Genomic DNA, 13,286 nt, shown 5'->3' on the forward strand with positions numbered 1-13,286 from the left:
GTAAGCTCTGCGTATGATAAATATGCATTCTTACCCTTTATTTTCTTCCGTGAAGTCTTCACAGACATCCTCTGCTGAAAGCCGTGTCCTTCAGGCTCCACGGTGGGATCTCTCTGATCTATATAGCTCGCTTCTGGATCCACGTATTGAGCAGGATTTCCAGGAACTGGAGCAGAAAGCAAAAGAATTTGAAACAGAGTGGAAGGGCAGGATGCATGCTCTCTCCCCTGCCGATTTTGCAAAAGCAATAGAAGAATATGAGAAAATTGAAGAAGGGCTGGGTAAGCTTGGAGCTTATGCACAGCTTCTTTTTGCCGCTCATACCACTGATCCAGAAACAGGGCGTTTCTATCAGGGTATTCAGGAAAGAATGGCCTCTTTATCGGTCCATCTACTTTTTCTCTCACTTGAAATTAACCGCCTTGATGATGCGTTTGTTGCTGATCTCTGCCAGTCCTCGGAAGCAGGAAAATGGGCACCTTTTCTTCGTGATCTGCGGGTTTTTAAACCTTATCAGTTAAGTGATGAAGTTGAGCGTGTCCTGCTTGAGCTTTCTGTGACAGGGCGTCAGTCATGGGTTCGTCTGTTTGATGAAACAATGGCTGCCATGACAGCCAGAATTGGCAATGAGGATCTGCCTCTTGGTGATGTTTTTAATCGCCTGACAGACACAGACCGTCAGAAACGCCAGGAAGCTGCGCAGAGTATCAGTGTTTCTTTGGATAAACAGCAAAAGCTCCTGGTCATGATTACTAATAATCTGGCTAAAGATAAGGCAACGCTGGATAAGTTACGTGGTTATCCACGGTCTGTAAGCAGTCGTAACCGGGCTAATATGGTTGAGGACGAGGTTGTTGATGCTCTTGTCGAAGCTGTAGATAGCTCTTTTTCCCAATTGTCACACCGTTATTATAGGTTAAAGGCACGTTGGCTAGGGTTGGAAAAGCTTGAACATTGGGACCGTAATGCGCCCCTTCCTCAGAGTGATGACACCATTCTCAGCTGGGAAGAAGGGAAGGCAATCGTCCATCAGGCCTATTGTGACTTTGACCCAGAAATGGGCCGGTTAGCAGAAAAATTCCTTACAAATCCATGGATTGACGCTGCTGCGGCACCCGGTAAGTCTTCTGGAGCCTTTGCCCATCCTGTCGTGCCATCTATCCATCCTTATCTTTTAATGAATTATCATGGACGTGCGCGTGACGTCATGACCCTGGCTCATGAAATGGGGCATGGGATTCATCAGATATTGGCTGGGCAAGCGCAGGGTTATCTGAAATCTTCCACTCCTTTAACCTTAGCTGAAACAGCATCAGTCTTCGGGGAAATGCTTACCTTCCAGTCCCTGCTGAAAAAAACAGTCTCTCCCGAGCGTCGCCGCCATCTTATCGCCTCCAAAGTTGAGGACATGTTGAATACGGTGGTACGGCAGATTGCATTTTACCAGTTTGAGGTAAAGGTTCATGCTGAACGCCAGAAAGGAGAGCTTTCAGCAGAGCAGATCGGCAATATCTGGCGCGAAGTGCAACAGCGCAGCTTGGGGCCTGCCTTTAATTTTACACCGGATTATGATCTGTACTGGTCTTATATCCCCCATTTCATCCATTCTCCATTTTACGTATATGCCTATGCATTCGGAGATTGTCTGGTAAATGCGCTTTACGGTGTCTATTGTGAGAAGCCTGAAGGTTTCACAGAGAAATATAAAGCTATGCTTGCAGCTGGTGGGACCCTGAGACACAAAGATCTTTTGCAACCTTTTGGACTGGATGCAAGTGACCCAGCTTTTTGGCATAAAGGCTTGAAGGTCATTAGTGGTTTGATTGATCAGCTTGAGGCTGACTCAGTATAAAAGAAGGAAAGCTGTATCATGGCGCGTGAACGTGATCTCGATAAAACTGGCTTTATGGATAATGTCCAGCGTGTCGTTCGCGCATCTGGTGCGATGGGGGGGGTTGCGGCCCGCCTGGCTGGGTACAAACTCGGTCTCAAAACTGACAAAGAGAAACATGCTGAAGAGTTACGGGCTGCTCTTGGTAATTTAAAAGGCCCCCTTATGAAAGGGGCACAGCTTCTTTCTACCATTCCTGGGGCCTTGCCTGAAGAATATGCTGATGAGCTTGCTCATCTGCAGGCGAATGCACCGCCAATGGGGTGGAATTTTGTCCAGCGTCGCATGAGAGCAGAGCTGGGCAGTGACTGGGAGAAATATTTTCGTTCATTCAGTCATGATGCAGTGGCTGCTGCTTCATTAGGGCAGGTTCATCGGGCTCTTTTGAAGGATGGTGAAGAGGTTGCCTGTAAACTGCAATACCCTGGCATGCAGGGGGCTATGGATAGCGATTTACGCCAGTTAAAGACGGTGTTGGGGCTTTATGGCTTTTTTGGCAATACCATCCGGCAGGATGAAGTCTATGCCGAACTGGCTGAGCGGATGCGCGAAGAACTGGATTATGAGCGTGAAGCAAGTCATTTGCGTCTTTACAGGATTATGTTGCAAGGAATTGACAGTGTTACAGTTCCCAAACCATTTTCTGAGCTGACGACGGCGCGTTTGCTGACCATGAGCTGGGTGAAGGGCCGCTCGATGAAATCAGTGCTTGCAAGCGATCTTTCTCAGCAGGAACGTAATGATATAGCACGGGCGTTGTTTCATGCCTGGTACCGCCCTGTTTATCATTATGGCGTTATTCATGGTGACCCACATATGGGTAATTTCACCGTGCGTGAAGATGATGGTATCAATTTACTTGACTTTGGAGCCGTGCGCATTTTTTCCCCCCGCTTTGTGGGAGGCGTTGTAAGGTTGTTTAATGCACTGCGTGAAGATGATGAGGACGCCGCTTTCGAAGCTTATCAGGATTGGGGCTTTCGCGATCTTTCACGGGAGACAGCCAGTGTTTTGAATGGCTGGGCGCGCTTTTTTTATCGTCCTCTTATGACAGATAAAGAATGTTCCATGGAAGAGAGTAACAAACCTGAAGAAGCCCGTGCAACGCTTGAAGCGGTCTATGAAGGGCTGAAACGCACAGGCGGCGTGACCCTCCCGCGCGAATTTGTCATGATGGACCGCTCAGCTATCGGGCTGGGAAGTGCTTTCCTGAGGTTAGGCGCACGCCTAAACTGGCATCAGATGTTCATGGAGCTGATCAAGGACTTCAATGTCGATACGCTGGCTCTTCGTCAGAGAGAAGCGCTGAAACGTGCTGGTGTTCAGCCAACACGTTCAGGCTTTTGACAGATAGATTATTTCTTGAAAATTTTTCCTACTAGGTCAGATAGTCCTGAAGCATTCTTTTTGCCGTCTTCTCCCTGAGATTGATGGGCGTCTTTGTTAAAAAAGGCGCTGATCTGCTGGAAAACATTATTGACCTTATCACGGCCAGTCTGGAAATTATTGGAAATATCCTGAAGTTTTTGCGACCATTGTTGGGCTTTCTGATTACCTTGCTGGGCCTCTTCCTGTAGCTCCTGAATCAGGGACTGGATTTTTTCAAAACCCTCCTGAACCTTATTGCTGAACTGGCTGTAAGCTTGGGTGATATTTTTGATATCCATGATGGGAACCTCCCTTTCAGCCAGAATTATATCACTCTCTTTCTTAAGAAGGTGATTCCAGGATGAAGATAACTTGCGAAATCACCATTTTATCTCCATCTTGTTTCTAATGAGCACGAAAACATCCTCCCGTAAAAAAAAGAAACCAGTGTCGCCCAGGCAAACGGATTTTTTCCCGGAACGGCAGCCGATTAAGCCCAAAACACGGCGCCTTACAGTGCATTCAGATTATGAGCCAAATGGTGATCAGCCGCGTGCCATTGCAGACCTTGTCAATGGATTGGAAAAGGAAGAGCGCAATCAGGTTCTGCTGGGAGTTACCGGGTCAGGCAAAACATTTACAATGGCTAAAGTCATTGAGGCAGTTCAGCGCCCGACCTTGATTATGGCGCCGAATAAAACGCTTGCTGCTCAGCTTTATGCGGAAATGAAACAGTTTTTCCCGGAAAATGCGGTTGAATATTTTGTTTCTTATTATGATTATTACCAACCTGAGGCTTACGTTCCGCGTTCAGATACATTTATCGAAAAAGACAGCCAGCGTAACGAACAGATAGACCGTATGCGCCATGCGGCGACCCAGGCATTGCTGGAGCGTAATGACGTTATCATCGTCGCGTCTGTTTCCTGTATTTATGGTATTGGCTCACCAGAGCTTTATGCCAGTATGAGAGTTCATCTGGAAGTCGGGGGAAGAGTCGAGCGTGATGACCTGATCAGGTCATTGGTTGAATTACAATATATGCGTAATGACCTTGCTTTTGAGCGGGGAACTTTTCGGGTCAGGGGAGAGGTGATTGATATTTTCCCTGTTCAGAATGAAGATCGTGCCTGGAGAATTAGTTTCTTTGGAGATGAAATAGAGACAATTTATGAATTTGATCCCCTGACAGGGCAGAAAACAGACGATCTGTCAGAAGTGATGCTCTATGCCAATTCACATTATGTTACACCGCGCCCGACCCTGAATCAGGCAATGACGGGTATTGCTCGTGAACTTGATGAACGTCTGAAGCTGTTTAATGAGGAAGGGAAACTTCTTGAAGCAGAGCGGCTACAGCAAAGGACGAATTTTGACCTTGAAATGTTGGAAACGGTTGGTGTCTGTAAGGGGATTGAAAATTATTCCCGTTACCTGACTGGGCGCCGCCCGGGTGATCCCCCGCCGACATTATTTGAATATCTTCCTGAAGATGCCCTTTTGATTATTGATGAAAGCCACGTTGCTGTTCCCCAGATTGGGGGTATGGAGCGGGGCGATTATGCCCGAAAGGCTACTTTGGCAGAATTCGGATTCCGCCTGCCTTCCTGCCTCGATAACAGACCCTTATCTTTTTCAGAATGGGATGCGTTTCGTCCTCAGACAGTTTTTGTGTCAGCGACACCGGGTCCATGGGAGATGGAACAGACGGAAGGTGTTTATGCTGAACAGATCATTCGCCCCACTGGGTTGATTGATCCTGTCACAATTGTCAGGCCTGTTGAAGGGCAGGTTGATGATCTCCTTCATGAAGCCAAAGCTGCCATTGCTCAAAAAGGGCGGGTCCTTGTTACGACCCTGACCAAAAAAATGGCTGAGGAACTGACAGAATATCTTTCTGAAAATGGTGTCCGAGTGCGTTATCTTCATTCTGACATTGATACGCTCGAACGTATTGAAATCATCCGTGACTTGCGCTTGGGGACATTTGACGTTCTGGTCGGGATCAATCTGTTAAGGGAAGGGCTGGATATTCCTGAATGTGCTCTTGTTGCCATTTTGGATGCAGATAAAGAAGGCTTTTTGCGGTCCCGAACATCTCTTATCCAGACGATAGGGCGGGCGGCGCGTAATGTCGAAGGGCGCGTGCTTCTCTACGCTGATAAGATAACGGATAGTCTGCGTTATGCGATTGATGAAACAGCGCGCCGGCGTGAAAAACAGATTGGCTGGAATGAGGCTCACAATATTACACCACAATCAGTCAAAAGCCGTATTGCAGACTCGTTACAAGCTGAAGAAAATGTTCTTGAAAATGAGAAAGAGGCGGAGGAAAAACTATCTCTCGATATTTTGAGAAAGGAAATGCGTAAGGCTGCATCTGATCTTGATTTTGAAAAAGCAGCAAAATTGCGTGATGAGATCTATCGCCGAGAGGCTGAAGAGTTAGGTATGACTGTCAATCCTAAAGAGACAGTATTCCCCCATAATCTGACACCTGCTTTGCCCAAAAAGCGAACCCGAAAAAAGAAGGAAGCGTGATAATGAGTGTGCCTGATGAGCTTCAAACGTCTTTTACTCTCACGCAGGGCAGGGCCTCTCTTGAAATATTACCGCAGGCCGGTGGTGCTGTCAGAAGCTGGCGTTTTGACCAAAAGGAAATTTTCAGTCCTCAACGGAAGATATTGCAGGATACGCAGTTGGTCGCTGCATATCCGGTTGTGCCTTATGCTGGCCCCATAGCCCAAGGGAGATTTTCTTTTGGAGAAAATGATTTTCAGCTAGCTCCTGACGGGGAGGGGGCCTGCGCTCCAGCAGACGGGAATGGCTGTAAGAATCCTTGGAAACTGGCTCATAAGACAGATACTCATGCCATTCTGTTTTTTGATTTTGTGCCTCAATCCATATCGGATACAGACTGGCCTTTTTCCTACAGGGCTGTAGTCTCTTATAGATTGTATGAAAAAGCCCTCGAAATAGAGATGGTTCTTGAAAACCGGGACACGCAGTCTCAGCCAGTCGGGTTCGGTTTTCAGTCCTTTTTATGTGCTGATTCAGCTTCAACGCTCTCTTTTTCCTCACAATCAGTCTGGACGGATAAGGATGGTCTGCCAGACAAGGTTCTTCCTGCAGAAGGGGAGTGGTCTTTTAGCAAAGATGTGGCTTTTTATGAGCGATCTCTGGGGCATGTTTTCACAGAGGTGGGGGGCGAGATTTTACTGAAACGAGGTGGCGGCGGCCCTGATGTAAAGCTTGTTTCTGATTCCATATTCGCTTTTCTCTCTGTCTTTTCCCCCAGAGAGAGTGATTTTATAGCATTGTCACCTGTAACTATGATGGCAGACGGGTTTAATCACCCTGAAATAGAGAAACGTGGTGTCAGAGTTCTCAAAGCCGGGCAGCGCATAGGGGGTAAGATGCGCTTTACACTGACGGATAATTAGTTTTTCCCTTAAAAGGCTGCGACATGGCTGAGAAACCTTCTCTTAAACAATATCTTTCCCCCAAGGGCGCTGAACGCATGCGCGCTGAGTTGAAACAACTTTCTCATGAAGAGAGGCCAAAGGTTGTAGAGATTGTTTCCTGGGCTGCGGGTAATGGAGACCGCTCGGAAAATGCGGATTATCAATATGGTAAAAGGCGGTTGAGAGAGATTGACCGCCGTTTGCGTTTTCTAACTAAAAGGCTGGATGATGCAATTATCATTGATCCTTCCCATCAGACGAATCGGGAACAGGTTTTTTTTGGTGCAACGGTTCGATATGTTGATGAAGAAGACCGTGAGCATGAAGTGACCTTGCTTGGAGTTGATGAGGCCGTACTGGAAAGAGGCGAAGTCAGTCTTGTCTCTCCTGTCGCAAGGGCATTAATGCGGGCTCGCGTCGGTGATGAAGTCACTTTGCAGACACCGTCAGGACCGCTCCTTCTTGAAGTTCTTTCAATCACTTATCCGTAATTCCTGCCTTCATTAAAGGAAATAATCCATGACATCCCGTATATCGTCTCTTCGTGTTGCTGTTCAGATGGACCCTCTTGAAGGTGTCAATATTAATGGGGACTCCAGTTTTGCTTTGATGCTGGAGGCACAAAAAAGAGGGCATAAGCTTTTTGAATATCATCCAACGTCATTGACCTTGACGGAAGGAGGAAAGAGCGGCTCTTTCTCAGGAAGAGTGCAGGCAAAGGCACGTCCGGTTAAAGTGCAGCGCGTAAAGGGTAACCACGCACATTTTGGTGCCATAGAAATGCTTGACCTTGCTACAACAGATGTTGTGCTTATGAGGCAGGATCCTCCTTTCGATATGGGCTATATTACAGCCACGCATATTTTAGAGCATGTGCATGGGATCGGACCTGATAAGACCCTTGTTGTGAATGATCCTGCTGCAGTGCGGAATGCCCCGGAAAAGCTGCTTGTTACACATTTCCCTCATTTAATGCCCCCAACCTTGGTGACATGGGACAAGGAGGCGATTGGCGAATTCCGGCGCCATTATCGTGATATCATCCTAAAACCACTTTTCGGAAATGGTGGAGCAGGCATATTCCGCGTGAAAGAGGATGATGAAAATTTCAGTGCTTTATTGGAAATGCATTTTGCAACTTCAAGAGAACCTTTGATGGTGCAGCGTTATGAAGCCTCTGTAAGAAAAGGCGATAAGCGGATTATCCTTGTAGATGGTGAGGCCATAGGGGCCATTAACCGTGTGCCAGCGCAAGGTGAGGCGCGTTCAAACATGCATGTCGGTGGTCAGGCACAGCCCGTGGGACTAACGCAAAGAGATAAGGAAATCTGCGAAGAGATTGGCCCTTATCTGAAAAATAATGGGCTGATTTTTACGGGTATAGATGTTATTGGCGACTGGCTCACTGAAATTAATGTGACATCTCCAACAGGGTTACAAGAGCTTGATCGCTTTGAGGGCATTAACAGTGCTGGCCTTATTTGGGATGCCATAGAGAAGCGGCTTTAGGAAAAACTGTTTCAAACGCGCCGGTCGGTCATTCACAATTAAGAGATCAGAGAAGGCTAGTTCGGCGGTTCTTCATGTTCTTTGTTGTTTTCCGCCGGTTCCTCTATGTGAGAGGCTGTAGAGTGAGTGGTTTCTTTTTTAGGCCGGAAATCGTCATAGGGGAACGGTAAAAGAGGCTGGGATCCTTCAGTATTTTCATGAGGATGTTCGGGTATTTTATCGCGTGTAAAACGATTTAAGAACCATGATTTTATCCTGTCTTTTTCACGGATATAGATTAGGCCGCCCCATGCAAGAAAGGTGATGATGCCAATGGTGAAATTCAGGAATGAAAAATGAGAAATGATATCCTCCCCCCGCTAGAGTTGCTTCTGTCACTTATCAAGTCTATTTAGTGATAAAGATATGCCGTCAATCTTGTCGAAATAAATTTTAACAGGCAAGTAATTAGAGTGTGTTTGTGCATATAATCATGGTGAGTCCCTGATGGGACAAAGATAAAGACGAACAAGGTCCTATAATTTCATGATGACTTCCGATCAAACTCGTAATTCCCTTGATGCTGATAGCGTCATAAACGCCTATAGAAGATGGGCTGATATTTATGATGTTGTATTTGGCGGCATTTCAGCTTTCGGGCGTAAGAGAGCTGTTGAGGCTGTCAATGCCCTGCCAGGTGACAAGGTGCTGGAAGTTGGGGTAGGGACAGGGCTTTCCTTACCTTCATATCGTATGAATAAGCTTATCACAGGTATTGATCTTTCTGGAGAAATGCTGGCCAAGGCGCGTCAGCGTGTCCGGCAGAAAGGGCTCAGCAATGTTGAGGCTCTTCTAGAGATGGATGCGGAAGAAACCAGTTTTGAAAAAGACAGCTTTGATATTGCTGTTGCTATGTATGTCGCCTCCGTTGCGCCTCATCCGAAAAAATTGCTTGAAGAGCTGAAAAGGGTTGTGAAGCCGGGGGGGTATATTCTTTTTGTTAATCACTTCAAGGCTCATGGTGGCCTGCGTCTTGCCATTGAGCAGATTATGGCGCCTGCAGCGAACACATTAGGATGGCATCCTGACTTTGCGCTTGAGGATCTACTTTCCAATCAGGACATTATAAAAGCAACAATTACACCGGTTCCTCCGCTTGGATTGTTTACACTGGTCACGTTGCCTCATTAAAAGATTAAAAAATTGTCATGATTTTACGTGACAGAAGGTCGGTTTATCATTATCAATTCTGAATTAATGATGTTTTGAATATAGAGGGAATTCTGTCCGTAGGAGAGGATTTCTTCATAAAACCCAGAGGTCGAATGTGATCGGCTATCCAGAGTCAGCAGAATCTTCTATTCCTTCGGCTAGTAATCGTATCGGGACTGCTTACCTCCTCCTGGCCCTTTTTGCTGGGCTTTTGGGGGGAGGAATGGCACTTCCCTTTATTAATATGCATCCCACTGCCGGTTTCCTTGTAAGCCATACGCTTTTAATGGGTTTTTTTGTTGTAGTGCCCGGTATTTTAGGTGGGTTGGCTCACTGGTTGCTGCCTCAATCAATCGGGGCACAAAAGATGGCTTTGCCGTCTTTCTCAATCGGGGCATGGCTCCTTCTTGCCATAGCAGTCATTGTCTTGCCGTTATGGCCTGGTAATGCACTGATGCTTTGGTCTGTAGGAGTGTTGATTCTTGCGATAAATATAGTCGCAACCATTCTTGAAGAGAGAACAAGATCTTATCAGGCCTTGCCATCGATAGTGTGGGCCTTTCTCTTTAACGCTGTTACCGTGATTATTATTGCACCTGTTATTATGGCCCTTCTGGTGAAGGGGAAAATAGATCTTGGTTCAGCGTCCTCATTGATGCGTTTTTTCCAGATTCCAGAACTCAGCCTTCTGCTTCTGCCTGCTTTTGGTGTGGTTTCGCAGGCGCTTTTACCTGTAAAAAGCAGTTTCCCTGTAAAAATAGCACCTTATTTGTTTGGTATAATAGGAATTGTTGCGCCTTTATTGTGGGTAAGAAGCCTTTTTTGTAATTTTCTTTTTAGCGATTCATATTCTATTCTCTATCTTGCGCAGCTAGTGCCGTCTGTTATTTTTCTAGCAACTATATGTATTGCTATATGGCATGCTTCATTTAGGAAAAGTGCTGCACCATATTGGGCCGTTTTATCTGTTATCCTGCTCGGAATTGGGACTATATCTGCTTTATTTTCTTCTCCTTATTCCAATATGTTTTCCTCAATTGGTGATATTACCCAGGGGCACCAATCTATTGTCTTTGGTTGCCTATTATCGCTTTGTGCGGGTTTTTATGCCTGGATGGGACAAATGGTTCCCTTTTTCTCCAGAGGATATCTTGAACTGGGAGTGGGGCATGCCTTTGTAACATTCGCGGCAATGTTGTGCTTTATGATCCCGCAAGCCCAGCTTTTTGCGATTGTACTGACTGGTATCAGTCTGCTTGTATTTGTTTTCATGGGGTGCTTTGCCTGTGCAACTCTAAAAAAGAGGCAGAAGATATTTGCAAAACAGTCTTTCGTAAAAGGCTAGGCCATCATGTCACAAATAATATCGTCGCATTCTTCTGTTGCGAAATTAAAAGAAATATTCAAAATTGAAGGGCAGGATGGTGATGCCTCCCTAAGAGAATGGATCAGTCTGCTAAAACCACGTGTTATCTCTCTTGTGGTATTTACGGGTTGGGCAGGGATGGCTGTTGCGCCCCACCATGTGCCCTTTGTCATTGCCCTTGTCACGATAATGTCCATCTGCCTGGGAGCCGGGGCAGCAGGGGCGATTAATATGTGGTACGACAGGGATATCGACGCTATTATGAAGCGTACGAGTGTCAGACCCGTTCCATCAGGCAGGGTGAGTCCAGAAAGCACTTTGATTTTTGCTATCGTGCTTTCCGTAATCTCGGTGATTCTTTTATGGCTTGCAACGAATGCTTTGGCTGCTGGTATTCTTGCGTTTTCCATTTTCTTTTATGGTGTGATTTATACGATGTGGTTAAAGCGTCGTACACCACAAAATATTGTTATTGGCGGGGCGGCAGGGGCTTTTCCTCCCATGATTGGCTGGGCGGCGTCCATGGACTCGCTCGATGTTTTACCAATCAGCATGTTTGCTATCGTGTTTTTATGGACACCGCCGCATTTCTGGTCGCTTTCACTCTATGCTTGTAAAGATTACGATCGGGCGGGAATCCCGATGCTGCCAGTCATAAAAGGCGCACGTCATACACGCTGGCAGATTTTTATCTATACATTGATCCTGACAGCTGTTTCCCTTGCCCCTAGCCTTGCAGGGCAGTGTGGGTGGTTTTATACGGTTTGTGCGGCTCTCCTTGACGGCGGCTTTATTTTATGTGCTGTGAAAGTTTTACTTGACCAACAGGATGAAAAAGGGGTTAGCTTGACAGGTGACAAGCCAGCTCGTCTGGCATTCAGATACTCGCTGGCTTATCTTTTTTTTCTGTTTAGTGCATTGTTGATTGACAGGATTTTGTTAGCATGATGATTAGACATGATCTTTCATCGCGCCGTCGGATAAGCCGACTTTTGGGAATAGTGCTAGGACTATTATTTATAGCACTGGCTCTTTTCAACATAGCCCTTTATCGACTTTGTTAAGCATGGTCGTTTTTGGAGGTTAACGCCTTCGAGCCGACGGATTGTGATAAAAAACGCCTTCCCTTGTAATCAGGGGAAGGCGTTTTCGTTTAGTTTATCCTGCCTGCTGTATTGCGGAGAGGACCCAGTTTCCTCGTCCGTCTGCTTTAACGAATGTCCAAAGCTCCGTAACAATTTGTGGCTCGGTCTGGCTGCCATCAATGACGTTGCCTAGGCTATCAGTCGTTACGTCAATGAGGCTGTAGCGCATGGCAACTGTAGCGTAAGTCAGATTTCCTTCACGCCATGCTTCGGAAAGATCACCCTGTAAAAACCTTACGTCAGAAAGGATATTACGCGCACCCCGGCTGGAGAGATCAGAAAGCTGTTCCCCGAAATATTGTGCCATTTCAGGTGTCGTCATGCTTTTGAGGGCTGAGATATTCTGGGCACTCCATGCTGCCTGAATTTGCAGGAGCAGGGATTGAAAAGCGATAAAGTCCTCGCGTTCAAGGAGTAAGGGGGAAGGGCGCTGTTGTGGAGATAAGTTATTTGTGTAGCTACATGTTTGTCGTAATTGTGCTTTTATCAAACACAAAACGGCATAAAAGAGCGTAGCTATTTGTATGCAAATGCCCAAAAGATACCCAAAATTCTCAGTATCATTATAAGAAATGTCGTCTCCTATTAAGCCACAAAGACCTGATCCTAAAAAACCATACACAAAGTCAGTTAAGATATAGTGTTGTGCTGGTGCTATGGGAGGGGGATCAGGATTGACGATGACTGGTATGTCCGAAGGTTTCTGAGATGATGTGGTTGGCGTTGATGTTGATGGTAAAGGATCTTCCGAAACAGACGGCTGAGGAACGGTTTCTGAAGATGCTTCATCATCACTTGCCATATTATCATTGTCTGTCGTAACTGGAAGTGGTGGGGGAATCAGAACAGCCGCCTTCCTGTGGAGAGCAGTTCGTTGCTTTAATCTATGAGTTAAAATGGGCTTGTGGATTACTTTTGCATCGGTAGTCTGGCGTTGCAGTAAAGGCGGTGTAATGTCTTTCTTTTCAGGAGGATTTGGCTTGCTTTCCGTAGCCTGACTTACTGTAGAGATATGTTCTTCTTCAATAGTATGAGTGCGATGGGGATGGGAAGGGGGAGTCCAGCTTCTTTCTATGGGGTGAGACCAGCTCGATGTCATTGATGTAGCTTTGGGAGCGCTCCATGTATGAGAGCCACGACTGCCAAATGAGGAGCCACGTCCTGCACGAGCCAAGCTGTCAGAGGGAGATGAAGTTAAAAATATAAGACAGGTAAGAAGGAAAAAACGAAAAAGATGATTCATAAAGTACTTCTCAAGTGAATGTCATGCCATTAGCTCTGGCTGAAGAGTGCTCTAATTTGATCAAAATTAATATTTTATCAATATTGTCCATTATAAGAAAATTTTGAAG

At 46.1% G+C, this 13,286-nt stretch carries 11 protein-coding genes; 9 read left to right on the plus strand and 2 right to left on the minus strand.

The features are described from left to right. Positions 1–22: 22 nt before the first annotated feature. A complete protein-coding gene (locus AC3B6P_RS08880) occupies positions 23–1,852 on the plus strand; it encodes a M3 family oligoendopeptidase (RefSeq protein WP_489805774.1) in 1,830 nt (609 codons plus the stop codon). An 18-nt stretch (positions 1,853–1,870) separates the two neighbouring features. Beyond that, positions 1,871–3,238, plus strand: coding sequence for an ABC1 kinase family protein (locus AC3B6P_RS08885; RefSeq protein WP_489805775.1), 1,368 nt, complete (start codon positions 1,871–1,873; stop codon positions 3,236–3,238). A gap of 8 nt (positions 3,239–3,246) precedes the next feature. On the opposite strand, the gene AC3B6P_RS08890 is transcribed toward AC3B6P_RS08885, so the two are convergent. Beyond that, on the minus strand, positions 3,247–3,558 hold the full coding sequence (locus AC3B6P_RS08890) for a hypothetical protein (RefSeq protein ID WP_489805776.1): 312 nt from the start codon (positions 3,556–3,558) through the stop codon (positions 3,247–3,249). 109 nt (positions 3,559–3,667) lie between these two features. Here AC3B6P_RS08890 and uvrB point away from each other — a divergent pair, with 109 nt between their 5' ends. From uvrB to AC3B6P_RS08925, 7 genes are all read left to right on the plus strand, one after another. Then, positions 3,668–5,800, plus strand: a complete 2,133-nt coding sequence (gene uvrB / locus AC3B6P_RS08895) for an excinuclease ABC subunit UvrB (protein WP_489805777.1) — start codon at positions 3,668–3,670, stop codon at positions 5,798–5,800. A gap of 2 nt (positions 5,801–5,802) precedes the next feature. After that, positions 5,803–6,702, plus strand: coding sequence for an aldose epimerase family protein (locus tag AC3B6P_RS08900; RefSeq protein ID WP_489805778.1), 900 nt, complete (start codon positions 5,803–5,805; stop codon positions 6,700–6,702). Positions 6,703–6,725: 23 nt separating this feature from the next. Beyond that, positions 6,726–7,214, plus strand: coding sequence for a transcription elongation factor GreB (gene greB / locus AC3B6P_RS08905; RefSeq protein WP_489805779.1), 489 nt, complete (start codon positions 6,726–6,728; stop codon positions 7,212–7,214). A 28-nt stretch (positions 7,215–7,242) separates the two neighbouring features. Beyond that, positions 7,243–8,232, plus strand: coding sequence for a glutathione synthase (gene gshB / locus AC3B6P_RS08910; protein WP_489805780.1), 990 nt, complete (start codon positions 7,243–7,245; stop codon positions 8,230–8,232). A gap of 525 nt (positions 8,233–8,757) precedes the next feature. Continuing rightward, positions 8,758–9,402 (plus strand): class I SAM-dependent methyltransferase, encoded by a 645-nt coding sequence (locus AC3B6P_RS08915; protein ID WP_489805781.1) that lies wholly within the window; start codon positions 8,758–8,760, stop codon positions 9,400–9,402. Positions 9,403–9,538: 136 nt separating this feature from the next. Further along, the gene (locus AC3B6P_RS08920) at positions 9,539–10,768 is read left to right on the plus strand and encodes a cbb3-type cytochrome c oxidase subunit I (protein WP_489805782.1); all 1,230 of its coding nucleotides are present in this window, start codon (positions 9,539–9,541) and stop codon (positions 10,766–10,768) included. A 6-nt stretch (positions 10,769–10,774) separates the two neighbouring features. Continuing rightward, the gene (locus AC3B6P_RS08925) at positions 10,775–11,737 is read left to right on the plus strand and encodes a heme o synthase (RefSeq protein WP_489805783.1); all 963 of its coding nucleotides are present in this window, start codon (positions 10,775–10,777) and stop codon (positions 11,735–11,737) included. A 210-nt stretch (positions 11,738–11,947) separates the two neighbouring features. Here AC3B6P_RS08925 and AC3B6P_RS08930 read toward each other — a convergent pair whose 3' ends face one another. Continuing rightward, positions 11,948–13,177 carry a Tim44 domain-containing protein gene (locus tag AC3B6P_RS08930; protein WP_489805784.1) on the minus strand — a complete coding sequence of 410 codons (1,230 nt, stop codon included), beginning with the start codon at positions 13,175–13,177 and terminating at the stop codon, positions 11,948–11,950. Positions 13,178–13,286: the final 109 nt, after the last annotated feature.

It is taken from the genome of Aristophania sp. ESL1142 (genome assembly GCF_058107345.1).